This window comes from Hydrocarboniphaga sp. FW305-C-57, from assembly GCF_058783045.1.
The window spans coordinates 314,616-336,963 of record NZ_JBYSYG010000001.1 but is presented as its reverse complement, the minus strand read 5'-3'; the positions used below and the strand labels follow the sequence as shown (position 1 = coordinate 336,963).

General features: G+C 64.9%; 21 protein-coding genes, 1 tRNA gene and 1 pseudogene. 15 read left to right on the top strand and 8 right to left on the bottom strand.

Annotated features, from left to right (window positions below; genetic code table 11):
- Positions 1-35: 35 nt before the first annotated feature.
- The 4 genes from AC3WUM_RS01660 to AC3WUM_RS01645 all read left to right on the top strand — a co-directional run bounded on the left by AC3WUM_RS01660 (position 36) and on the right by AC3WUM_RS01645 (position 3,294).
- Positions 36-719: a glycine zipper 2TM domain-containing protein gene (locus AC3WUM_RS01660; RefSeq protein WP_492408300.1), complete on the top strand. Its 684-nt coding sequence runs from the start codon at positions 36-38 to the stop codon at positions 717-719.
- A 44-nt stretch (positions 720-763) separates the two neighbouring features.
- Positions 764-991 (top strand): hypothetical protein, encoded by a 228-nt coding sequence (locus AC3WUM_RS01655; RefSeq protein ID WP_492408299.1) that lies wholly within the window; start codon positions 764-766, stop codon positions 989-991.
- Between the two features lie 125 nt (positions 992-1,116).
- Positions 1,117-1,190 (top strand) — tRNA-Gly (locus AC3WUM_RS01650).
- Positions 1,191-1,413: 223 nt separating this feature from the next.
- Complete coding sequence (locus AC3WUM_RS01645) at positions 1,414-3,294, top strand: tyrosine-type recombinase/integrase (protein ID WP_014159561.1); 1,881 nt, start codon at positions 1,414-1,416, stop codon at positions 3,292-3,294.
- Here AC3WUM_RS01645 and AC3WUM_RS01640 read toward each other — a convergent pair.
- Positions 3,269-3,865 carry a LysR family substrate-binding domain-containing protein gene (locus tag AC3WUM_RS01640; protein WP_066922038.1) on the bottom strand — a complete coding sequence of 199 codons (597 nt, stop codon included), beginning with the start codon at positions 3,863-3,865 and terminating at the stop codon, positions 3,269-3,271. The genes AC3WUM_RS01645 and AC3WUM_RS01640 overlap by 26 nt on opposite strands.
- Positions 3,866-3,963: 98 nt before the next feature.
- On the opposite strand from AC3WUM_RS01640, the gene AC3WUM_RS01635 reads away from it, so the two are divergent.
- Entirely contained in the window at positions 3,964-4,263 is a 300-nt protein-coding gene (locus AC3WUM_RS01635; RefSeq protein WP_066922036.1) for a helix-turn-helix domain-containing protein, read from the top strand.
- A gap of 19 nt (positions 4,264-4,282) precedes the next feature.
- Here AC3WUM_RS01635 and AC3WUM_RS01630 read toward each other — a convergent pair whose 3' ends face one another.
- The 4 genes from AC3WUM_RS01630 to AC3WUM_RS01615 form a co-directional block, all read right to left on the bottom strand.
- The gene (locus AC3WUM_RS01630; RefSeq protein WP_014159564.1) at positions 4,283-5,173 is read right to left on the bottom strand and encodes a LysR family transcriptional regulator; all 891 of its coding nucleotides are present in this window, start codon (positions 5,171-5,173) and stop codon (positions 4,283-4,285) included.
- A gap of 233 nt (positions 5,174-5,406) precedes the next feature.
- Positions 5,407-6,342, bottom strand: a complete 936-nt coding sequence (gene copD / locus AC3WUM_RS01625) for a copper homeostasis membrane protein CopD (RefSeq protein WP_238527686.1) — start codon at positions 6,340-6,342, stop codon at positions 5,407-5,409.
- Between the two features lie 21 nt (positions 6,343-6,363).
- Complete coding sequence (copC, locus tag AC3WUM_RS01620; RefSeq protein WP_014159566.1) at positions 6,364-6,747, bottom strand: copper homeostasis periplasmic binding protein CopC; 384 nt, start codon at positions 6,745-6,747, stop codon at positions 6,364-6,366.
- 173 nt (positions 6,748-6,920) lie between these two features.
- A complete protein-coding gene (locus tag AC3WUM_RS01615; protein WP_043290346.1) occupies positions 6,921-7,397 on the bottom strand; it encodes a DUF411 domain-containing protein in 477 nt (158 codons plus the stop codon).
- A gap of 277 nt (positions 7,398-7,674) precedes the next feature.
- Here AC3WUM_RS01615 and AC3WUM_RS01610 point away from each other — a divergent pair, with 277 nt between their 5' ends.
- Positions 7,675-8,166, top strand: a complete 492-nt coding sequence (locus AC3WUM_RS01610; RefSeq protein ID WP_014159568.1) for a DUF305 domain-containing protein — start codon at positions 7,675-7,677, stop codon at positions 8,164-8,166.
- 128 nt (positions 8,167-8,294) lie between these two features.
- Here AC3WUM_RS01610 and AC3WUM_RS01605 read toward each other — a convergent pair whose 3' ends face one another.
- Positions 8,295-8,666, bottom strand: coding sequence for a hypothetical protein (locus AC3WUM_RS01605; protein WP_066922034.1), 372 nt, complete (start codon positions 8,664-8,666; stop codon positions 8,295-8,297).
- Between the two features lie 347 nt (positions 8,667-9,013).
- On the opposite strand from AC3WUM_RS01605, the gene AC3WUM_RS01600 reads away from it, so the two are divergent.
- From AC3WUM_RS01600 to AC3WUM_RS01580, 5 genes are read left to right on the top strand one after another with little or no spacing between them, the layout of a single operon-like run.
- The gene (locus tag AC3WUM_RS01600) at positions 9,014-9,541 is read left to right on the top strand and encodes a hypothetical protein (RefSeq protein WP_043290347.1); all 528 of its coding nucleotides are present in this window, start codon (positions 9,014-9,016) and stop codon (positions 9,539-9,541) included.
- A 14-nt stretch (positions 9,542-9,555) separates the two neighbouring features.
- Positions 9,556-11,724, top strand: coding sequence for a 2Fe-2S iron-sulfur cluster-binding protein (locus AC3WUM_RS01595; RefSeq protein WP_492408298.1), 2,169 nt, complete (start codon positions 9,556-9,558; stop codon positions 11,722-11,724).
- Positions 11,725-12,414: a hypothetical protein gene (locus AC3WUM_RS01590; RefSeq protein WP_003292130.1), complete on the top strand. Its 690-nt coding sequence runs from the start codon at positions 11,725-11,727 to the stop codon at positions 12,412-12,414. It abuts the gene before it with no gap.
- Positions 12,411-13,214 (top strand): multiheme c-type cytochrome, encoded by an 804-nt coding sequence (locus AC3WUM_RS01585; protein WP_014159572.1) that lies wholly within the window; start codon positions 12,411-12,413, stop codon positions 13,212-13,214. Before AC3WUM_RS01590 ends, AC3WUM_RS01585 begins: the two co-directional genes overlap by 4 nt.
- A 12-nt stretch (positions 13,215-13,226) precedes the next feature.
- Positions 13,227-13,610 (top strand): DUF1622 domain-containing protein, encoded by a 384-nt coding sequence (locus AC3WUM_RS01580; RefSeq protein WP_043290894.1) that lies wholly within the window; start codon positions 13,227-13,229, stop codon positions 13,608-13,610.
- Between the two features lie 114 nt (positions 13,611-13,724).
- Here AC3WUM_RS01580 and AC3WUM_RS01575 read toward each other — a convergent pair whose 3' ends face one another.
- Positions 13,725-13,928 (bottom strand): heavy-metal-associated domain-containing protein, encoded by a 204-nt coding sequence (locus tag AC3WUM_RS01575; RefSeq protein ID WP_014159574.1) that lies wholly within the window; start codon positions 13,926-13,928, stop codon positions 13,725-13,727.
- Between the two features lie 152 nt (positions 13,929-14,080).
- Between AC3WUM_RS01575 and AC3WUM_RS01570 the strand changes: the two genes are divergently transcribed.
- The 4 genes from AC3WUM_RS01570 to AC3WUM_RS01555 all read left to right on the top strand — a co-directional run bounded on the left by AC3WUM_RS01570 (position 14,081) and on the right by AC3WUM_RS01555 (position 20,384).
- Positions 14,081-16,648, top strand: coding sequence for a heavy metal translocating P-type ATPase (locus AC3WUM_RS01570; protein WP_492408297.1), 2,568 nt, complete (start codon positions 14,081-14,083; stop codon positions 16,646-16,648).
- Positions 16,645-17,118, top strand: a complete 474-nt coding sequence (gene cueR, locus AC3WUM_RS01565; RefSeq protein ID WP_043290349.1) for a Cu(I)-responsive transcriptional regulator — start codon at positions 16,645-16,647, stop codon at positions 17,116-17,118. The genes AC3WUM_RS01570 and cueR overlap by 4 nt, the downstream gene beginning before the upstream one ends.
- A 342-nt stretch (positions 17,119-17,460) precedes the next feature.
- The gene (locus tag AC3WUM_RS01560) at positions 17,461-19,338 is read left to right on the top strand and encodes a copper resistance system multicopper oxidase (RefSeq protein ID WP_492408295.1); all 1,878 of its coding nucleotides are present in this window, start codon (positions 17,461-17,463) and stop codon (positions 19,336-19,338) included.
- Between the two features lie 17 nt (positions 19,339-19,355).
- Positions 19,356-20,384: a copper resistance protein B gene (locus tag AC3WUM_RS01555; RefSeq protein WP_492408294.1), complete on the top strand. Its 1,029-nt coding sequence runs from the start codon at positions 19,356-19,358 to the stop codon at positions 20,382-20,384.
- Positions 20,385-20,876: 492 nt separating this feature from the next.
- On the opposite strand, the pseudogene AC3WUM_RS01550 reads toward AC3WUM_RS01555, so the two are convergent.
- Positions 20,877-22,309: pseudogene (locus AC3WUM_RS01550) on the bottom strand (thymidine phosphorylase family protein).
- Positions 22,310-22,348 lie beyond the last annotated feature (39 nt).

The following is a 22,348-nucleotide window of genomic DNA, read 5'->3' as shown; positions in this document are numbered from 1 at the left end:
AGCTCCGGCTCATGCCAAGTCATCTGAGGCCTTCCATGAAATTCCGCACCGCTTACGCCGCCATCGCGGCGCTCACCTTGACGATTTCGGCTTGCGCTCCGCCGGCGGACAAGGAGGCCGAGGACGCGGCCGCCGCAGCCGAACAGCAAGCGCTCGAACTGCAGAAGGCCCAGGAAGAGCTCGCCAAGGCCCAGGCCGACGCGGCCGCCAAGCAGGCGGAACTCGACGAGGCCAAGGCCAAGCAGGAAGAAGCCGCCGCCGAAGCTCGGGCCAAGGAAGAACGCGCCGCGGCCGCCGCCCGTCGCCAGCGTGAGGCCGAGCGCGCCGCGAGCGCTTCGCGCTCGCAATCGCAGCCTTCCTACTCGGCCCCGGCGCCCGCACCGGTCTGCCAGGATTGCGGCACCGTCGCGTCGATCAACGAAGTGCGCGCCAAGGGCCAGGGTTCGGGACTCGGCGCGATCGCCGGCGCGGTGGCGGGCGGCGTGATCGGCCACCAGTTCGGGGGCGGCCGCGGCAAGGATCTCGCGACCGCCGCGGGTGCGATCGGCGGCGGCGTTGCCGGTCATCAGATCGAACGCTCCGCTCGTGCCACGACTTACTATGAAGTGGGCGTGCGCATGGACAATGGCGGCTATCAGACCGTCAAGGTCGATAGCGCCGCCGGACTCGCCGTCGGCACTCCCGTTCGGGTGGACGGCAACAATCTCCAACTGAGATAAGCGCCGTCGAGGTGCCGTCAGAGACGGCGGGCTTGGAGGTTGGGATGGTCAGCTGGCTCTTCGATGTGGCGACTTGGACGATCGGGTCGATCTGCGCGCTGGTGTTCTGTTACGGCCTGCTGACCTACAAGCAACCTGATCAGGGCCGGCAGAAATATGCCCGCCTCGATCGCCGCGCCGCCGAAGGCCGTGACCGCCGCCGCGTCAACGTCGGCGGCCCGAACGGCATCGAACGCCGCCTCGGCCCGCGCCGCCTGAGCGAAAACCTCTAGGCATCGACGCTGGAATGAAGCCCGCCGCGACCCGTTCGCGGCGGGCTTTTTCGTTCTGGGCGTCTCATCGAATGCCGGCAACGCGGTAAACTGCGGACCGCAATCCATTCTTCAAATGGCGCATTGCGGGTGTAGCTCAATGGTAGAGCTGTAGCTTCCCAAGCTACTGACGCGGGTTCGATTCCCGTCACCCGCTCCAGTTCAGGTTCCATGGAGTTCCAAGGAGTTCCATAAACCACTATCAGCAAAGGCTTTTTCGCCGGATGAGCGTCCAGTGAAGGCCACCGGAATCCACCGACAGATGGACTGATTTAGTCCATCCAGTAGTCCATCAAGGCGGTTGGGTTCGAGTCCGGATTGTTGGTAGGGACGAGCGGGCCATGGGATGACGATCTGACTCCTGACTCAGTTCAGGAGCAGACATGGCACTTTCTGATGTCGCCGTTCGGCAGGCCAAGGCCACCGGGACGGACTACACCCTCCCCGACTTCGACGGCCTGTCGCTGGCCGTCTCGGCCGCGGGCACGAAGACCTGGCACTTCCGCTATACCTGGCTCGGCCGGCAGAAGCGGATGTCCTTGGGGGTGTATCCCGAGATCAGCCTGCGCGAGGCACGCACCCGCCGCGACGAGGCGCGGGCGCTCGTCGCCAAGGACATCAACCCGCAGCGCCAGCGGACGAGGGACCGACAACTGGCGACCCAGGCCGAGCAGAACACCTTCCAGGCGGTCTACGAAAAGTGGCTGAAGTTCCGGGAACAGGGTCGCCTCAAGAGGGGACGGCAAACCACGCTCGCCACGCTTCCGCGCATCTTCGGCAACGACGTGCTCCCCACGCTGGGCAAGCGCTCGATCCACGTCATCACTCGCGCCGACCTGCTGGAAATCGTCGGTCGGATCGAGAAACGCGGTGCGCCCTCGGTGGCCGAGAAGGTGCGTACCTGGCTCAACCAGCTATTCCGCTACGCGCTGGTGGTCGTGCCCGGCCTGGAACGCAACCCGGCTTCCGACCTGGATGTGGTCGCCATGCCGCAGCCGCCCGTGCGCCACAACCCGTTCCTGCGCATGTCGGAGCTACCCGAGTTCCTGCAACTGCTGCGCAAGTACCCCGGCCGGCTGCAGACCCAGCTCGGCGTCCGCATGTTGTTTCTGACGGGCGTGCGCACGGGCGAGCTGCGGCTTGCGACGCCGGATCAGTTCCACCTCGATGACGGCCTGTGGATCATTCCGCCAGATGTGGTGAAGCAGCTCGAACTGAAGATGCAGAAGGAAAACCTGCGGACGGAGGACATCCCGCCGTACATCGTGCCGCTGTCCCTGCAGGCGGTTGAAATCGTCCGGCACATGCTGGAGCGGTTCAAGCAGGGACAGAAGCACGTGTTCCCGGGGGCCAAGAGCCTGAAGCAGCGCATCAGCGAAAACACGCTCAATACGGCAGTGAAGCGGCTGGGTTACGACGGCCGGCTGACGGGCCACGGTATCCGCGCCACCCTTTCGACCACGCTCAACGAGTTGGGCTATCCCGACAAGTGGATCGACGCGCAGCTCTCGCACGTCGACCCGAACCCGGTCCGCCGCACCTACAACCATGCCGAGTACGTCGAGCAGCGTCGGTGCATGATGCAGGACTGGGCCGATCGGCTGGACCTGTTGGAGCAGGGCCAGTTGGAAGCGGCCAGCAATCCTCTGGCCCTCCACTTGGAAGGACTGCCGATGGCTGGTGACGGATCGAACACGCAAGGATCGCCTGCGAGCACAACGGTGCAGACCTTGGTGCTGTCCAAGCCGCACGACGCGCCGCCGCAGGGAGCCATCCAAATGCAACGGCTGTCTGCGGTGCGCGCTCCCAAGACGGAACCGACCATCTCGAACGTCCAGCGCGAGCGGATGATCCTGCTCGACATCCTGGAGTCGCCCCACAACCTGTCCGTCGCCGACTACGCCAAGCTCGCCGGCAAGTCGCGGCGCTGGATCACCTACGAAGTCACGGCGGGCAACTTGCTGTCGATCAGCCTGGGCAACCGGGGGCAGCGTGTGCCGGACTGGCAGCTCGACCCGCTCAAGCGTCGCCTGGTCCAGACCATCCTCAAGCAGACGGCTCGCGGCGTGGACCCCTGGGAGATCTACCACGCACTAACGCAGCCCTACGACGAATTCGGCGGCCAGTCGCCGATCGAGGCGGTGACGCTGGAGACGTTGGAAATGGCCGTACAGGTAGTGCGTCGCGCACTGCTCATCCAGCAGATCGACGGCCCCCTCCCTCGTCGGGAGGGTGGCACTACGCGATCGTCTGCGCTCGCTTGACGAAACGCTCGATGGCGGGCGAGTCGTTCCGCTCGGATCGGAACATGTGCGTTCCGATCCAGTAGGAGCCGTCCGCCAACGGTCGCATCACAACACCCCAGCTCCGGGACTGTTCGATGCGTGAACGGGGGGCGATGCCCACCCCGTAGCCGGCCGACACCATCACGGTCATCAATTCATACGACGTGACCCCGTAAAGAACGGGCCACTCTTGACCGAACAGCACTTCGCAGGCCAGGGGGCAATACTGAAACAAGGGATAGGATAGGAGTGCCCCAAGGGGGATCGCGGCATAGCGGAGCAAGGGGGAGCGATCGGGCACCGCGACCGCCAACTCTTCACGCCAAAGCGGCGCGTCGTCGGCGGGTGTCGTCGTCGCCACCAACCCGATGTCGTAGCGGCCGTTCTTCACGCCCTCAATGAGGTCCGGCGACGACGTGACTTCCTCCATCGAGACAGGCGTCTCGGGCTCTTTCGCGCGATGTAGCGCGAGCAGTGCCGCTAACCGGGACGAGGGGACGCCGGACGATATGCCGAGCTTGAGCACCGAGGATGGGGGTGAGCCGCGCATGGCTGTCCTCAGTTATGGCCGGGGAAACAAGGCTCGCAGCATAGCAAGAGTTAAATTTAACGTGGTTTAAGTCAGAGCAATATTCGACGCTTTTGCTGATGCAGAAGCGTACTGTCCAACGAGGCCGACCGGCTGGCACGACCACTTATGAGCCTGAACCAGCATCGGCGTTCGGAAAGGCAGTGCGCGCTGCTCGACTGGAGCAAGGGATAGCGCAGGAGGAGCTTGCGTCCTTGGCTGAGATCGAGCGTTCCCACATGGGCAAGATCGAGCGGGGTGAGCACATGCCGACGCTTGCCCTGATCCTTAAGATCGCCATAGCGTTGAAGATCAGCGCCGCTGACCTGATGGTGGCTACGGAAAGCAATCTGCGCGCGGCTTCGAAGCTGAGAACGTAGCGCCGTACCAGTGTCCTCCTCAGTAGTTCAGCTGGACAGGCAGCCGGGCGATGAGCCGTTCCAATGCAGCTGTAGGCTCGTCGCTGTCCAGCCTGAGTAGGTAGGTCGTCAGCATCGCCGAATCCATCGCTAACGGCCGCATCACAACGTCGGGATGGCGGGAAAGTCCGATTCTGGGCGCGGTGGTGAAGCCAACGCCGTAGCCGGCCCCGACCAAGGTGAGCATCATTTCCAGAGAAGTCACCCGCTCGACGACGTTGGGCTCTCGCTTCAGTGGTCGGAGCAATTGGGTCAACGCCCTGCAGTAGCCTTCGCAAATGTGCTGGTTGCATAGGATAAGCGGGTAACTGACCAACTCATCGAGCGGAACTTCCTTGTGGACCAAGAGGGGATGGCGCGCGGGAACGGCAACCACGAGCGGGTCGCGCCAGATCGGTTCGGCGACGATGCCGTCTCCGACTTCCGCCGTGTGTGCGAATCCGATCTTGAAGTCACCGGATCGCAGTCCGCGCAGTTGCTCCACCAGTGGCACTTCGGAGAGCCGTATCTCGATTTCTGGCTCCTCCTCGCGACAACGCGCCAGGAACGCCGACAGTCGCGGGTCCACAGCACCATCGGAGACCGCAATACGCAGACTACCTCGAAAGCCTGCCGAAACAGCCTTGGCGTTCTCGCATGCCTGCTCCAGCATCGTGAATACCCTGCGGACGTCCTGCAGGAACACGGCCCCCGCCTGGGTTAGTTGGGTTCCTCGCCGGTCACGGGTGAACAGCAGGACGCCGAGCTCGTCTTCCAGTTCTTTGATGATGCGAGAAAGCGGTGACTGTTCGATGTGCAGACGGTCGGCCGCGCGCGTGAAATGCAGTTCTTCAGCCAGGACTATGAAGCAGCGCAGATGTCGAAGCTCCATAGATCACTCTCCTTGTGATTCATGTGCTTCGACGCCAACGAAGATGGGACTGCAACCCATGGGGCCTGCTCCCCTTAGGTCAATGAGCCAACGCCAATGGCCGGGCTAGAAATCCAGTTGGCTTGATCTTCGATGGCACTCTTGGCAATGCGAAGCGAGGACCTTCCCGAGATGCTTTCGAACGCGCGGATCTTCATAGATCGGGGAAGCCCAATCTTTAGGTCGGCATCGGGTCACCCATGTGGATTGAGGGTGCCGAGGATGGACACAGCGGCAATGATCAGAACAGCGAGTGTTGCCTCGATGGTTACGGTGAGGCGAAGTGTCTGCAGCGAGCGCGAACCACCGCCAGCGAGAACTTCACCTTCCAATCTGGGTACCACGCGCCAGCGATGAAGTGCGGCCAGTCCCAACATGGCGGCGAACAACGCCAGCTTGACCAGCAGCAGCTTGCCATGAACGCTGTGGAACAAGGGCACCACGGACCAACCCGTGAGGTCGCCGTAGTGCAGGACGCCGGTGACCACAAGGATGCCGACGAAGACGGTGCCGGGACCTGAGAAGTCCTGCAGCGTCTGGTGGAGCACTTGCAGGGGGGCGCTCCTGGCGGATGCGCTGCGACGCGAGAGGATAATCAGGAAGGCCGCGATGGCGCCGATCCAGCCGCCAGCCGCAAGCAGGTGGGCGATGCCCGCGGCCAGTCGCAGCACGCCGGACGCGCCTTCTCCCGCAGCCGCGTGACCGTTCCACGCCAGTGTGAGTAGCGCACATCCGGCAAGCGCGGCCACCAGAGGCGAGAAGAAGGAGCGCTCTTCGCGACGCGACTGCCAACCAAGAAAGGCTATCAGCACGACCAGCACTGCGGTCCGTGCCAGTGCGGCTCGGCCAGCGGCGGTCTCGAACAGGTACCAGCCAAGCGATGCGCGGTCGAGTTCGGTGACCGGCATCCCCATGATCTCCGTCGTCTTGAAGACGACGTCGATACCGGTCAGCGCCACACCGAACACGGCGCTGACCAGAAGTGCCCCGGAGAGCGCGGACCTAGTCAGGGGCAACCACGGGTCTCCGCCAGGCACCGATCGGCGCAGGCCATACCACGAGAACAGCGGAAGGCCGAACAGCAGCATGAGGTCCAGGTACTGGACGAACCGCAAGGCATAGGCGGGCACGCTCGACAAGTCGGCGGTGCCTCAGCCGACGGTAAAGCTGAAGTCCCCCGTCATCGGGTGATTATCCGGCCCGACGGCGCGGTACTGTACGCGATAAGTACCGGCTTCCAGCGGATGATGCAGCTTGGCGCGCAACGTCTTGCCGATGACCTCGATCTCCAGATGCTCGATCGGCATGGTCGAGTTGCCGTGGATCATTGCCAGCTCCAGGCGTGAAGCACGCGGCACGAGCGTCTCGTTGAACATGAGGTCGATCTGCTGAGGAGACGCCACGACCGCATTGGCCGCCGGCGTGGACTGAACCAATGTGGCGTGCGCATAGGCGAACGAGGCCGACAGGAGGCTGACCGCGAGGCCGATGCCGAGTGTAAAAGAGCGAATGGCGCGAGTGCTGATGTTGCTCATAGTTGTTCTCCGTTATGGGTTACCTAGAATCAATACGCGAAAACTTCTCGTCGCATCGACTGTGGAGGCTTAGCGGATACCGGCCGAGCATGGTGCCCGACGGCACCGACGCCGAATTGCCGCTGTACTGGCTCGCAGAGCCGAGCCGCTTATGCCGTGCCTCCGCGGGCTGCTTACTGCGATCCGGGGTACGACTGGTACACGCTGGTGCTTCCATCGGCCTGTACCAGCAGCACGTCGTAGGCCATCACGCGGTTGCCGTAGACCGGTCCGTCCATACCCGGCGATCCCAAAGGCATGCCGGGCACGGCCAGGCCAACCGCCTTCGGCTTCTCCCTGAGCAGACGCTGGATGTCGGCTGCCGGCACATGACCCTCGATCACGTAGCCATTGATCTTGGCCGTATGACAGGAGCCCAGCTTTGCTGGGATGCCGAGGCGCGCGCGTGCGCCGGTGTTTCCTGTGTTGAAGACGCGCACAGTGATGCCCGCTTCCTTCAGGTGATCCACCCACACCTTGCAGCAGCCGCAGTTGGGATCTTTCCAGACGTCGGCGACCAGCTCGGAGGCTGCCGCCATACCTGTGACAGCCATGGCCAGCAGAACCACGACTGCTGACAAGTGACGGTGCTTTGTGCTTGAACTTTTCATGTTCGACGACTTTGCTACGGATCTCGGATTCGGTGACCACATGCTTTGGATATGCGGAATCATCGCCATGGTCCTGCTCGGAGCATGCAGAGCCGCCACTGTCAGACAGGTGACCCGTTCATTACATTCCCGTCATGAAAATGACGCCGTTTTTTGGGTCGGTCTGAGCGTGTGCAGATGAGCGTCGCTGGCGCCGTGAAGTGGGCTCGATCTGGTGGTCACCTCCCGTTATCAGGGGGCGGGTATAGACTCGCTCCGAGTTCTCACGGAGATCGTGATGTCCACTTCGCACGGAAAGCACGAGAACGCCCAGCCGCAACATCAGGGCCACTATGGCCGTTTGCTGTTGATGATGGCGCTCTCCTTCTTGGCCATGTACGCCTTGATGTATTCCATGGTCGATCAGTGGGCCAATGTCTACAACAACATCAATCAGTTCTACATGGCAGGCCTGATGGCCTCTCCCATGCTGCTCATTGAGTTGTGGCTCATGTCCGGAATGTACCCGGATCGTCGGCGAAACCTGATCCTTGCCGGCGCGGCGGTGGTATTCATGCTGTTCTGTTGGTGGGGCATTCGCAGCCAGGCTGCCGTCACAGACCGGCAGTTCATACGCTCCATGATTCCGCATCACGCGGGAGCGATCCTGATGTGTGAGGAGAACCGCCTCAAGGATCCCGAACTGGCCAAGCTATGCCAGGACATCATTGCCTCCCAAACGCAGGAGATCGCTCAGATGAAGCAGTTGCTCTCAGAGCGTTCCCGTTAACGCTGCTTCGCCTTCATCTTCGCCTTGGCGCCAGCCATGCTCCTTCCAAGGTTGGCGTCTATGGAGCAAAAATACCCCGCTCCCGTCGATCGGTGGAGCGGGGTATTTGACGTCTAACCGTCTGGCTGTTATTTCGCTGCCGCCTCAGCTTCATGGAGCTTTGCAAGCGCCTCGTACTCTGCGGCGGTCTCTTCCTGGAGCTTGGTCAGCCGGTCACAGTGCCGTGCCATCGACTGCCCCGTGGCAGCTCCAGACTTGAACTTCTGGTGGTCGTGCCGATAGGTGTTGCGCATCGCCTTGTGCTTCTCGGCTTCAGCCAGCGCGTCGCCGGCCAGCGTGCGGTAGTACGCGGCGATGGCCAGATGATTCTCCGGCTTGTCCGCCATATCGTTGAGCAGCTTCACGATCGGTTCTTCGGTGGGCTGCTGCGCGTAGACCGGAACGGCTACTGCGAACATCGCACACAACAAAATGACCCACGACGCTTTGATGGATTTCATGACAATCTCCTGGTGGCTGAGGGGAGGAACGCCCGATATCAGCCTAGGAAGGGCCTGCTTTCAGCTGAATGACCCAGTCATTACATTTGCGTAATCACCTTGTCACTTCTTGAACGCGAACAGAGTGGCATCCGAAGTGGCACTTTCTTCCGGTAGGACCTTCCTCCAGTGCCGGCGTCGTATTACGAGGAGATTGCGGCATCGTAATGTCGGGGTCATGCCATCGACAGCTTGCCGCACGTACGGTGGACGAACGAACCGACCACGCACGCGGGTCGGTTTCTTCGTGAGCGCGTTGCGCTCATCGGTTCCCGAGGGGAACCGCCGCCTACTTATCGGAGGTTGTTATGAAGCAGCACTATCGTCGGCCGTCACTTGTCATGGTCTGCATCCTGGGTGTCGCGCTCGCTGGCGCGGCACTGGCTGATGATGACATGCACAAGAAGGATGCCATGCCGGGCGCCATGGGGCAGCAGCCCGCCAGCACCCCGGCGGCACCTCACGCTCCAGCGGCGCACCCTACCGATCCGAAGTCCCCTGCTTCTCAGAATGCGCCCGCAACGCCCGATGCCATGGCCACGCACATGGAGGAGATGGCAGCCATGATGCGCGAACGGGGGCAAGCCATGGAGGCCATGGGCCGACAGATGCAGGAAGGCAGCATGCAGATGCATCAGCAGGCCATGGCGATGAAGGCTGGCGATGCCTCCGCGCATAAGGACATGGACATGCCCGCCACGATGCAGCACATGCAGCAGATGAAGGAGGACATGGAGCACTGCGAGATGCAGATGCAGAAGGTCGACGCCACCATGCAGAAGATGGATTCGAGCATGGGCGGGGGCATGGCCAAGAAGAAGATGGGCCATATGTAGCGGAGGCCGCCGCGGTGCTGACGGAAGGCTTCGTGGGGTGGAAGCGAGTCGCCGCCCTGGCCACGCTGGCGATGCTGCTGGCTCATGGAGCGGCCGGCGCTCAGTCGGCTGCTGATCCACACGCAGCCCATCCGCCAGACAAGACCGGCGGCATGACGGCTGCGCAGCCGGACGCTGCCGGCACGTCATCGGCCCGGGACAGCGGCTCGATGGCTGGTATGCCGATGGGCACCACGCCGCCGGCTGGCGCGCCGATGGGCGATGACGATCACGCCGCGCATCATCCGGACAAGGCCGGAAGCATGGCGGTACCGCAGCCGGCGCCAGCCGATGGCATGCCGGCGCAAAGCAGCAGCCCGATGAACGGCATGCCGATGAGCGCCACACCGCCGGCTGACGCATCGGCGGGCGATGACGATCACGCCGCGCATCACCCGGACGCGACTGCCAGCATGCCGGCTTCGAGTGGTGCATCGATGGCCGGTTCCATGGGCGGCATGATGGACGACATGATGCGCGGCTGCCGCGGAGACGAGTGCGGTCGGGATCGGCGCCTCAACAAGCTGCTGTATCCGCAGCTGATGGCGCTGCCGGATCTACCGCCGGAGCGGCGCGCGAGCGTTGAGCAGCTCGCCCACCACCGGATGCACGAAGGGATCCAGCTATTGGCGTCCCTGTCGTCGGAGGCGTCGCACGCGGTCCAGCGCAACGACTACGGCGGCCTGCAGGAAGCATCCGACCGCATGCGCGTGGCCTGGGGCGAATTCGACAGCGGCTTGTCGGCCTACCGCGCACTGGCCGAAGGACAGGCGCCGCGGGGGATCGCGCTGGCGTGGTTCCGGCGCGAGATGAACCTGACCGATCCCCTGACCACGGCCCCGGCGCACGGCGTCTTCGGCCTGTCGGGCTTCCACTACTTCACGATGGCGTTGCTGCTGGCCTTTGCGCTGCTGGCCGCCTGGATGTACGTGGCGCGAACCCGACGCACGAATGCGGTCCTCGCCACGTTGCGCACCGGGGCACCGGTGCCTCCGGCCCCCGCCGCTGCGCCTCGTTCCGGTGTGGCGCCGGCCCCCGCGGCGCCCGTGTCTCCGGGCGTGCCGGCCGAGGGCGAGCCGCAGGCACGCGCACCCGTGTCCACCATGGGCGGCTGGGTGGGCAAGCTGCGGGTCGCACGCGTCTTCCAGGAGACGCCCAAGGTCAAGACGTTTCGGCTGGCGCCAGTGGAGGGCGTGGGTGCGCTGCCGTTCGAGTTCGAGCCCGGCCAGTTCCTCACGCTTTCGGTGCATTCAGGCGGGAACCAGGTCAAGCGCTCGTATTCGATCGCTTCATCGCCATGCTGCCACGGCTGGTGCGACCTGACGGTCAAGCACGAAAGCGGCGGCATCGTCTCGGGTTACCTCCACGAGCAGGTGAAGGAAGGCGATCTCCTCGATGCGTCCGGCCCCTACGGCCGCTTCACCTTCCGCGGCGTCGAGTCCGACAGTGTCGTGTTCCTGGGCGGCGGCGTCGGCATCACGCCGCTGATGAGTTCCATCCGCTACCTGACCGACCAGAGCTGGAACGGCCGGATCGACCTGGTCTACGCCTGCAAGGACCTGGAAAGCGTGATCTTCCGCGACGAGCTGAACCAACTCGCCCGCCGGCATCCGAACCTGCATGTGTCCATCGTGCTGAGCGACGAGTCATCGGCGGCATGGACCGGCCCGCGTGGGTTCATCACCGCCGAACTGCTGGGGCAGATTGCGCAGATCCGTTCGCGCCGCATCCACTTGTGCGGTCCGCCGGTGATGATGGACGCGGTCCGCAACGAACTGGGCAAGCTGGGCATCGACCTGGCGTCGGTTCATTCCGAGCTGTTCCTGAGCCCCTCCAGGACAGTGCCTCCCGGCCCGGAGGTGTCGGCGGGCGACACGGCGACGGCCGTCACCTGCAGCTTCGAGCGGTCCGGAAAAAAGGCGCCGCTGGCGGCCGGCCAGACCGTTCTCGAGGCCGCCGAAGAGGTCGGCGTTCCGATCGAATATGCCTGCCGGCAGGGTTACTGCGGCCTCTGCAAGATCAAGCTGCTGTCGGGCGAGGTCACCATGGACGTGGACGACAGCCTGACGCCACTCGATCGTTCCTCGGGCGTGATCCTGGCCTGCCAGGCGAAAGCGTCGGCCGATATCTCGGTGGATGCGTAGATGCGCAACCAGGATCGCATCATCGCGACGATCATCTTCTCGATGCTGGTGGTCCTGTGGCTGGGTTTCCTGGTGCACCGCTCTTCCTTCTTCGCCGGAAGCCTCCTGGGTGGCGTGTTCGGCGTCGTAGGCGCGGCGTTCATGCTCGTCCCGCTCACCTACACCGTAATCAAGCGCAGCGCTACGCTGCGCCGCGCATTCACCAGGAAGCATGGCTTCGGCGCATTGCTGCAGGCGCACGTCTATTTCGGCTTGGTAGGCGCGCTGTTGGCCATCCTCCATAGCGGGCACAAGTTCCAGAGTGCGCTCGGCGTCGCGCTGACGGCATCGATGCTGCTGAGCGTGCTCACTGGGTTCATCGGCCAGCATTACCTGCGCTACGTCGCGGAGAACATCCGCGAGAAGAAGGCGCAGATCGACGGGCTGTGGCGCCTTCTGGATGGGCAGTACTGGGCCTACGCGCAAGGACCAACAGCGGGCGTTGCCGGTACGCCCAAGGCCAGCGCCGAACTGCTGCCACTGGCATCCGCCGCCGCCGATCTGCAGTACTCGATCCAGTTCCAGGAGCGGGTGCGCAGGCTGTTCAACGCCTGGCTGTCGGCACACATCGCGTTCTCGATCATCTTCTATCTTCTGCTGGCGTTGCATATCTGGGCTGGCATCTACTTCGGGTTGCGCTGGTTCAGATGAGTCGAAAGGGAAAGATCCTCGCCGCGCTGCTCGCGGTCCTGGCGCCGGTGTCGGCAGTCGCACTGTGGACATACCTTCCGCAAATGCAGCGCGCCGCGACGTGGCAGAACATGGCCTCTCCGGGCCCCCTGTCCAGCGCACATGCGTTTCTCAAAGAGGACTGTGCGGCGTGCCACACGCCGGTGAAGGGCGTGGAGGACGCGACTTGCGTGGCCTGCCATGCAAACGAGACCGTCCTGGTCCAGCGACAACCGACGGCATTCCATGCCGACATCGCCGGCTCGAACAACTGCGTGGCCTGCCACAAGGAACACGACGCCGGCCGCAGCCTGCGTGGTATGGACCATGCGGCTTTGACCGACATCATCGTGCGATGGCTCGATCGGGCCCCGGAGGGTCATGAGGGGGCGGTGCTGCTCGCGCACCTCAAGGCACACCGGCCCGAGGCGCTGCCGGGCAACCTCTCGCTTGCCAACGGCATGACTTACAAGGAGACGCTGCTGGACTGTGCGAGCTGCCACAAGACCACCGACCCGCACGTCCAGGTCTTCGGAAACGACTGCGCGACATGCCACGGCACGACCACATGGTCGATTGCCGAGTACCGGCATCCACCGCCGAGTTCCACCGAGTGCGGCCAGTGCCACCTCGCGCCGCTCAGCCACTACAAGGAGCACTTCGGAATGATGTCCAAGCCGATAGCGGGTGTCAGGAATGCGGAACCTGAGCAGTGCTATCTCTGCCACCAGACCACTTCATGGAACGACATCCGGGGTGTAGGGATCTACGATCACCATTGACCGGATATGCCGATGAGCGCTGATTTGCCACATGCGGCGATCGGGATCGCGGTCGCGGGATTCGAGTTGTTCGGCGTCGGGGTCATCACCCTGGGCAGCGTGTTGGCTTGCGGCCGATTCGCCTTCATCCACAAGGGGGTCGAACTGACGGCGCGATATCACTCCCTGCGGCAGGAGCTCGGCGGCGCGATCGTACTGGGCCTGGAATTTCTCGTGGCCGCCGACATCATCCGAACCGTTACGATCGATCCCTCGCTGCAGGGCGTCGCGATCCTTGCGCTGATCGTGCTGATCCGAACCTTTTTGAGCGTCGCACTTCAAATCGAGATCGAGAGAGGATGGTCGTGGCGGCGCAATCGACCCTCCCCGCCCGACCACCCGAGTACCTGCAACTGAGTGGTCGGGCCGGTCAGTTCAAGAACGGCTTCGTCCGACGACCGCACTGGCCGAGAACCTGGTCGCTTGACCCTGACGATCAACGAGGCCTGAACGAGGCCGCCAGGCGGTGCTTCACGGAGCGATCCAAACCGCCTGGTAGCCGGACTTGGTCAGTGTGGCCTCGACGATCTCACGGGGCTGGTCGGAGACGACCTGCACCCGTCGGGCAGGAACATCGGCGTGAACCCGCGCAGCCGGGTCGACGGACTGGATGGCGCGCGTGACGCCTCGGACGCAGCCGCCGCAAGTCATGTTCTGGATGTGGAACGTCTGCATGGGACAACTCCTGTTGGTTTGCGTACGGCTATCATGGACCTTGCCATCGTTGGAAGGTCAAGGGTTCACAGGCCGGCCGCGCAAGCGTTGACCTTCCCACCGTGGTAAGCCACAGACTCGGCCATCGACCCCATCGTACCGGCGAGATGAACATGGATTCCCCTTCACAAGACGCCTCCCTCCGACTGGAGGCGGTGCGCCTACCCATCGCGGGAATGCGCGGCACTTCCTGCGCCGGCCGGATCGAGCAGGCACTGAGGGCCGTCCCCGGCGTTCACGGTGCGAGCGTCGATCCCGCATCCGGATGGGCCGACGTGCAGACCGTGGCACCGGCCGACCACCGGACACTGGCCCGGGCCATCGAGAGGGCGGGCTATGCGGTTCCGATCATCAAGACCGAACTCGCCATCGAGGGCATGACCTGCGCGTCCTGCGTCGGACGTGTGGAGCGCGCACTGCGTACCGTCCCCGGCGTGACGGCGGCACGCGTCAACCTGGCGACAGAGCGCGCAGTCGTGGAAGGGGGTGTGGACGCCAGGTTGCTGATCCAGGCCATCGACGACGCGGGATACGCGGCGCGGCCGATCGACCGGGCGTCCTCGCGCGAGGCCGATGACGCGGTCCGCAAGGACGCCGAGCAGGCGGCCCTGAAACGCGCCGTGGCCGTGTCCATCGCGCTGACCTTGCCGGTGGTTGTGCTGGAGATGGGTGCGCACCTCGTTCCCGGCGTGCATCACCTGATCAACCGCACCCTCGGCATGCAGTGGAACTGGGTCATCCAGTTCGCGCTGACGACACTGGTGATCCTCGGGCCGGGCCGGCGCTTCTACCAGCATGGCTTTCCCGCGCTGTTCCGCCTGGCGCCGGACATGAACTCGCTGGTCGCGGTCGGTACCCTGGCGGCTTACGCCTACTCGCTGGTTGCGACCTTCATGCCTGCGCTGTTGCCCGCGGAAGCGGTCAACGTCTACTACGAGGCGGCGGCCGTCATCGTCACTTTGATTCTCATCGGCCGCTTTCTGGAAGCGCGGGCCAGGGGGCGCGCCTCCCAGGCGATCCAGCGGCTGATTGGGTTGCAGGCGCGGATCGCGCGAGTGCGCCGTGACGAGGAGACGGCCGAGATCGCGTTCGGCAACGTCGTGCCGGGGGATATTGTCGAAGTGCGACCGGGCGAACGTGTTCCGGTCGACGGCGAGGTGATCGATGGCGACAGCTACGTCGATGAGTCCATGATCACCGGCGAGCCGGTGCCGGTGGCAAAGACCGCCGGCAGCGCGGTGGTCGGCGGTACGGTCAACCAGAACGGCGCGCTGGCTTTCCGTGCAACCGCGGTAGGCGAGGCCACGGTACTCTCCCGGATCATCCGCATGGTGGAGGAAGCGCAGGGCTCCAAGCTGCCGATCCAGGCACTGGTCGACAAGGTGACGTTGTGGTTCGTCCCGGTCGTGATCGGTGTGGCGCTGCTGACGTTCCTCGTCTGGCTCGCCTTCGGCCCGGCACCGGCGCTGACGTTCGCGCTGGTCAATGCCGTCGCCGTGCTGATCATCGCTTGTCCCTGCGCCATGGGGCTGGCCACGCCCACGTCGATCATGGTCGGCACCGGGCGCGGCGCCGAAATGGGCGTGTTGTTCCGCAAGGGCGAAGCCTTGCAGTGGCTCAAGGATGCGAAGGTCATCGCACTGGACAAGACCGGCACGCTGACCGAAGGCCGGCCGGTGCTCACCGATCTGGAACTGGCCGAAGGCTTCGATCGCGCGCAGGTACTGGCGCGGATCGCGGCCGTCGAGGCGAAGTCGGAACACCCCGTCGGCCATGCCATCGTAGAAGCCGCCCAAGCCCAAGGCCTGACCTTGCCGGCGGTCGCTGGCTTCAGGTCCGAGACCGGGTTCGGCGTCGAGGCGATGGTGGACGGAGTGAGTATCCAGATCGGCGCCGACCGTTACATGCACCGGCTGGGCCTGGATGTGGCCACCTTTTCCGGTATCGCGGAGCGGCTGGGCGACGAGGGCAAGTCGCCGCTCTACGCCGCGATCGACGGAAAGCTCGCGGCCGTCATCGCCGTTGCCGATCCGATCAAGGACACCACGCCCGAGGCCATCGCCGCGCTGCACGCGCTGGGCCTCAAGGTCGCCATGATCACCGGCGACAATCGGCGCACAGCCGAGGCCATCGCCCGCCGTCTCGGCATCTACGAGGTGGTCGCCGAGGTGCTTCCGAAAGGCAAGATCGAGACGGTGCGCCGTCTCAGGGCCGTTCACGGCCATCTGGTGTTCGTGGGTGACGGCATCAATGATGCGCCGGCCCTGGCCGAGGCCGACGTGGGAATCGCCATCGGCACGGGCACCGACATCGCGATCGAGGCGGCCGACGTGGTGCTGATGTCGGGCAGCCTCAAGGGCGTGCCCAACGCCATCGCCCTGTCGAAGGGGACGATCCGCAACATCCGGCAGAATCTGTTCTGGGCGTTCGGCTACAACGCCGCCCTGATCCCGGTCGCCGCTGGCGTGCTCTATCCGGCCTACGGCGTCCTGCTCTCGCCAGTGTTGGCGGCAGGCGCCATGGCGTTGTCGAGCGTCTTCGTCCTCGGCAACGCCCTCAGGCTGCGGCGGTTCCATCCGCCCGTGGCGTCCGCGGTGACTGGCCGGCCCGATGTTTCGGGAGAGGCCGTCGCGTCCGCCGGCCACGGTGCGACCGGGTCGGTCGAAAGGAGGATGACGTGAACATCGGTCAAGCAGCGAACGCTTCAGGGGTATCGGCCAAGATGATCCGCTACTACGAGGCGACCGGTTTGATCCCGGCGGCCAGCCGCACGGACGCAGGCTACCGGAACTACACAGAGAACGACGTGCACGTACTGCGCTTCGTGCGGCGGGCGCGGGATCTGGGGTTTTCCGTCGCCGAGATCGATGGCCTGCTGCAGCTCTGGCGGAACCGCCGCCGGCGCAGTGCGGACGTCAAGCGCATCGCCCTGGGCCATATCGAAGATCTGCGGCAACGGATCGCGGACATGCAGGAGATGGCTGGCACGCTCCAGCAACTGGTGATGGGCTGCTCGGGAGACGATCGGCCCGATTGCCCGATCCTGGCCGATCTGGAACAGCCATCGGCAGCGGCGGCGGGAGAACCCAAACGCCGACGTGGCGCGGTCGATGAGCCTGGGGTCCGGAAGCGCAAGACCCCGCGCAGGTAGAACGGACCCGCGATAGGTCTTGCGACCCGCTGGCCGAGCGGGAATGACATTGCAATGACGGGAATGTAATGGACGGGTCATCCCGGCGAAAGTGACCTCCTCCTAAGCTGGCCGTGATGACGCGAGTTTCATGGCCATGTGCTCGATCCCGACCGTTGCATGATTCCTGAGTCCCTTATCCATTGGGAATTCCGGCCACTGCCGCGGCGCTCGTCTTGCGCACGCTGAACGGCATCCGTCCCCACGATGGCGTCTCCGGCGTCGCGGGTTCCCATCGCCTGGATCGTGGCGATGAACCGGGCGCCCTTGCGGCCAGCCCCTACCGATCATAGGAGATCATGCATGCGATCCAGACCTTCAGGTGCGAACGTCGAAGAACAACGCCTGCTTTCCCGAAGGCAGTTCGTTCAAGGGTTGGCGGCGGGGGGTGCGGTGCTGGGCCTGGGGCTGTGGCCGAAGCAAAGCTGGGCACTACGCTCTCCGGGCCAGCTCGAAGTTCTCGCCGGCACGCAGTTTGACCTGAGCGTGGGCGAGACCGCGGTCAACTACACGGGCAAGACGCGGCCCGCCATCACCGTCAACGGTTCGGTGCCCGCACCGATCCTGCGCTGGCGCGAAGGCACGCGGGTGCAGCTGCGGGTCCGCAACGACCTGCCCCCAGGCTCGATCCACGGTGACTCCACGTCGATCCACTGGCACGGCATCCTGCTGCCGGCGAACATGGATGGTGTGCCCGGTCTCAGCTTCGATGGCATCGGCCGCGGCGAGAGCTACCTGTACGAGTTCGATGTTCGCCAGGGCGGCACCTACTGGTACCACAGCCACTCCGGCTTCCAGGAACAGGGCGGCATGTACGGGCCGCTGATCATCGATCCCATCGCACCCGAGCCGTTCTCCTACGACCGCGACTACGTGGTGTTCCTGTCCGACTGGACCGACATGGATCCTGCGCGTCTGTTCGCCCGCCTGAAGAAGTTGTCGGCGTACGACAACTACTACCAGCGGACGGTAGGGGACTTCTTCCGCGACGTAAGCAACGACGGGCTGCGTGCGACCCTGAGCGACCGCGCGGCCTGGGGCCGCATGCGGATGACGCCCACCGACCTGTCGGACGTCAACGCGCACACCTACACCTACCTGATGAACGGCACCACTTCGCTGGGCAACTGGACCGGCCTGTTCCGCAGCGGCGAGAAGATCCGGCTGCGCTTCATCAACGGCTCGGCGATGAGCTACTTCGATGTGCGCATCCCGGGCCTGAAGATGACGGTGGTCGAGGTCGACGGCCAGTACGTCCATCCGCTGACGGTGGACGAGATCCGCATCGCCACCGCCGAGACCTTCGACGTGATCGTCGAACCGACCGGCCAGGACGCCTTCACCCTCTTTGCCCAGGACAGTGCCCGTACCGGCTACGTCAGCGGCACGCTGGCGGTGCGTGAAGGGCTGCGTGCACCGGTGCCGGCGGTCGATCCGCGTCCGCTGCTGACCATGGCCGACATGGGACACGGCGACCACGCCGCGCATTCGGGACACGGCGCGACGCCGGCCGCCGCCGATCCGCATGCCGGGCATGGCGCCACACCGGCTTCGGATCCACACGCTGGCCATGGTGCCGCAGCATCTGTCGATCCACATGCCGGCCACGGCGCCTCGGCCACGGCCATGCAGGGCGCGCCGGCCGGAGGCATGCAGATGCAGGCGCACCCGGCCAGCGAGACCGGCAACCCCCTGGTCGACATGCAGACCATGACGCCGGCGCCGCGACTGTCCGATCCGGGCATCGGCCTGCGCGGGAACGGCCGCAAGGTGGCGACGTATGCCGACCTGAAGAGCCTGTTCCCGGATCCCGACGGGCGCGAGCCTGGCCGCACGGTCGAACTGCACCTGACCGGGCACATGGAGCGTTTCGCCTGGTCGTTCGACGGGATCAAGTTCGCCGATGCCGAGCCGCTGCGCCTCAACTACGGCGAGCGCATGCGCATCGTGCTGGTGAACGACACCATGATGGCGCATCCGATTCACCTGCACGGCCTGTGGAGCGACCTGGAAGACGAACAGGGCAACTTCCATCTGCGCAAGCACACCGTGGACATGCCTCCGGGCACGAAGCGCAGCTACCGAGTCCGGGCCGATGCGCTCGGGCGTTGGGCCTACCACTGCCATCTCTTCTTCCACATGGAATCGGGCATGTTCCGGGAAGTGAGGGTCGAAGAATGAGGAGCCCAACGAAAACGATGCTGTGGGCTGGGCTGGCCGTCGTCCTGTCGCTCCCTGTCGGCGCCTACGCGCAGCACGCCGGACATGGCCAGCCTGCGACGTCAAGTGCGACGACGGACCGGCAGGAAGAAGATGCGACGACGCAGCCTCCCCATGCCGGCATGGATCATTCGAAGCGTTCGCAGGAGACCCATTCCGAGCACGCCGGCAGTGGTGACGACCACGCGCAGATGGATCATGGACAACAGGACCGTCCGCAGGTCGACCACTCCCAGATGGACCATTCCGAGATGGACCATTCCGAGATGGGGAACCCCGCCCTGCCACGCGAACCCATCCCTCCTCTCACCGATGCCGATCGCTCGGCGGCGTTCCCGTTGCTGAAGGATTACCACAAGCACGGCACCAGCCTGAACTCGTTCTGGCTCATGGACCAGTTGGAAGGGGCGAACACGGATGAAGGCAGGGAGATCGCCTGGGAGGGGATCGGTTGGGTCGGCAGCGACCTCAACCGCCTCTGGTTGCGAACCAAGGGTCACGCGCTGGACGAAAGCCTGCAGCGCGGGCGGATTGAAGCCTTGTACGGCCGCGCGATCCGTCCCTGGTGGGATGCCGTGGTCGGCGTGCGCCGGGATTTAGGTGACTTCGGTGGAGGCGGAACGCCGCGCAACTGGGCCGCGTTCGGCGTCCAGGGTCTGGCGCCCTACAAGTTCGAGGTCTCGGCAACGGGCTACGTCGGAGAGGGCGGCGAGACGGCGGCCATCGTCGAGGTCGAGTATGAGATGTTGTTCACCAACCGGTTGATCGCCAATTGGGGGCTCGAAGCCAATTGGTTCGGGCAGACCGATCCGGAGGAAGTCATCGGTGCGGGCCTGAGTACCGTGGAGGGAGGCGTCCGCTTGCGTTACGAGATCACGCGGCAGTTCGCGCCCTACGTGGGACTCGAGCGCGAATGGAGTTTCGGCAAGACGTCGGACCTGCGCGGGCTTAGCAGTCATTCCAGAACCGACAACCGGTGGGTGATCGGCCTGCGCTTCTGGTTCTGACGAAGCTCTCGGGGCTGGAAAGATGGCAGGGGTGGGGCCAAGCGCTACCTTCTTCTAGGATCGCTTCTGCGACAGGCGAGCCGTCCGAGGCGATCCGGTCGACCACGACGTCCGTGTTGTGGCGTGCGAGATAGGTGGCGATGTCCGAGCCGGGTTCCGACCCATGCCGTCGTGGATGCCGGTCGGCATCCACGATCAGGACGGTCACGGATTCGGCATTGGAGATGAAAGCCATGCCCGTATTCTTCCCGGCGATGATGCCCCGGCATCGTCTGCCGCCACCCACTGCCGGCCATCGAAACGCCGTCACCGCCACTCCGCGACGGCCTGGCGGCGACGCCGGCCCTTCAGATCAGAGGCCGGTCATCTTGAGCGCTGCTTCCGGCAGGCGCTCGCCTTCCACCTTGATCTGCCCGCAGCGCGCTTCGTTGAACGGGTCCGGGTTTCACGTGGGCGCATCTTCGCCTCCAATGGAAGTACTGCAGCAACGTCTCAAGTCGCGATCTCGATGATGTCCGGGTTCCGGGACGCGTACTCCATGGCATAGGCCAGTTCACCCACGGTGTCGGCGTGCAACCGAAGCAGCGGCTGTCCGCTGGCGACTTCGTCCCCGAGCATGACGTCCATGGTCACGCCGGCGGCCTTGGCCTCCGGCGCACCGGCCAGCTTGGCGAGCTGGGAGATCTTGCGGTTGTTGATCTGGACGATTCGCCCTGCACGCCCGGCGGTCAGAGGCCGCACGTGCAAGGCCCTGGGCGGCTCGCGCATGCCTCCCTGGGCCTGGCAGATGCGCTGGAATTTCGTCCACGCCCGCCCGTCGGCCAAGGTAGCCAAGGCCAGGGCATGGCCTGCTCCCGCCTCTGCCGCGCCGCCGATCTCGAGCGCGGCACCGGCGAGCACGGCGGCCCGGTTCCGCAAATCGGCGGGCATATCGGCCGGTTCTGCAGGACGGCGAGAATGTCGTGCGCTTCGAGCGCAGGACCGATGCCCCGGCCAACCGGTTGGCTGCCATCGGTGCGGATGCACGTCGCGGCCAGGCCAAAGTGCGCGGCGACCGCGACCAGCCGATCCCCCAGCCGGCGTGCGGCTTCCTCGGTGCGGACTTTGGCGGTCGGTCCGACCGGGATGTCGAGCACGACGTGGCTGGACCCTGCCGCGATCTTCTTGGACAGCACGGAGGCGATCAGCTGCCCCTCGGTGTCCACGTCCAGTTCCCGCTCCACCCGCACGAAGATGTCGTCGGCAGGACTGAGATGCACGGCGCCGCCCCAGACGATGCAGCCGCCTTCCTGGTCCACCACGCGCTGGATCGTGGCCAGGTCGAGATCGACGGGTGCCAGTGTCTCCATGGTGTCCGCGGTGCCGGCCGGCGAGGTGATGGCGCGCGAGGACGTCTTGGGCATCACCAGACCGTTGGCTGCGACGATCGCGACCACGATAGGCGTGGTCCGGTTGCCCGGCAGTCCACCAATGCAGTGCTTGTCCACGACCACCGGCACGTTCCACGCCAGGCGGTCCCCGACGTCGACCATCGCTGCGGTCAGGTCGACGGTCTCCTGCTCATCCAGCGGCAGGGCCGCACTGGCGGTCAGGAATGCGGCCAGGTGCACGTCCGTGTAGCGTCCCGCGGTGACGTCCTCGACGACCGCCTGCAGGGCGGCCGCATCGAGCCGGTGGCCATAGATGCGTCGTCGCACGTTTGCCAGGGAGTCCAGGCTCGGCGCATGGGAGACCTTGATGGGCGTGCCCTCCGCGACGCCCAAGCGTTCCCACGCGGACTCGGACAGCGCCGCCTCGCCGGGCGCCACCAGATCGCCATCGGCCTGATAAAGCATCGCCAGGACCTGTCGCCCCCCCGCCGAGAGCAGGACCTGGGAGCGGGAGCTCAGACCTTCGGCGCGGCAGACATGGCAATCGGTTCGCATGACCGCGATCGCTTGGTGCTGGGAATGCAGGCCCAGGCG

Coding starts and splice junctions, on each gene's coding strand:
- AC3WUM_RS01660 (WP_492408300.1), top strand. CDS start 36: ATGAAATTCCGCACCGCTTACGCCGCCATCGCGGCGCTCACCTTGACG.
- AC3WUM_RS01655 (WP_492408299.1), top strand. CDS start 764: ATGGTCAGCTGGCTCTTCGATGTGGCGACTTGGACGATCGGGTCGATC.
- AC3WUM_RS01645 (WP_014159561.1), top strand. CDS start 1,414: ATGGCACTTTCTGATGTCGCCGTTCGGCAGGCCAAGGCCACCGGGACG.
- AC3WUM_RS01640 (WP_066922038.1), bottom strand. CDS start 3,865: ATGCGCGGCTCACCCCCATCCTCGGTGCTCAAGCTCGGCATATCGTCC.
- AC3WUM_RS01635 (WP_066922036.1), top strand. CDS start 3,964: ATGCAGAAGCGTACTGTCCAACGAGGCCGACCGGCTGGCACGACCACT.
- AC3WUM_RS01630 (WP_014159564.1), bottom strand. CDS start 5,173: ATGGAGCTTCGACATCTGCGCTGCTTCATAGTCCTGGCTGAAGAACTG.
- copC (WP_014159566.1), bottom strand. CDS start 6,747: ATGAGCAACATCAGCACTCGCGCCATTCGCTCTTTTACACTCGGCATC.
- AC3WUM_RS01615 (WP_043290346.1), bottom strand. CDS start 7,397: ATGAAAAGTTCAAGCACAAAGCACCGTCACTTGTCAGCAGTCGTGGTT.
- AC3WUM_RS01610 (WP_014159568.1), top strand. CDS start 7,675: ATGTCCACTTCGCACGGAAAGCACGAGAACGCCCAGCCGCAACATCAG.
- AC3WUM_RS01605 (WP_066922034.1), bottom strand. CDS start 8,666: ATGAAATCCATCAAAGCGTCGTGGGTCATTTTGTTGTGTGCGATGTTC.
- AC3WUM_RS01600 (WP_043290347.1), top strand. CDS start 9,014: ATGAAGCAGCACTATCGTCGGCCGTCACTTGTCATGGTCTGCATCCTG.
- AC3WUM_RS01590 (WP_003292130.1), top strand. CDS start 11,725: ATGCGCAACCAGGATCGCATCATCGCGACGATCATCTTCTCGATGCTG.
- AC3WUM_RS01585 (WP_014159572.1), top strand. CDS start 12,411: ATGAGTCGAAAGGGAAAGATCCTCGCCGCGCTGCTCGCGGTCCTGGCG.
- AC3WUM_RS01580 (WP_043290894.1), top strand. CDS start 13,227: ATGAGCGCTGATTTGCCACATGCGGCGATCGGGATCGCGGTCGCGGGA.
- AC3WUM_RS01575 (WP_014159574.1), bottom strand. CDS start 13,928: ATGCAGACGTTCCACATCCAGAACATGACTTGCGGCGGCTGCGTCCGA.
- AC3WUM_RS01570 (WP_492408297.1), top strand. CDS start 14,081: ATGGATTCCCCTTCACAAGACGCCTCCCTCCGACTGGAGGCGGTGCGC.
- AC3WUM_RS01560 (WP_492408295.1), top strand. CDS start 17,461: ATGCGATCCAGACCTTCAGGTGCGAACGTCGAAGAACAACGCCTGCTT.
- AC3WUM_RS01555 (WP_492408294.1), top strand. CDS start 19,356: ATGCTGTGGGCTGGGCTGGCCGTCGTCCTGTCGCTCCCTGTCGGCGCC.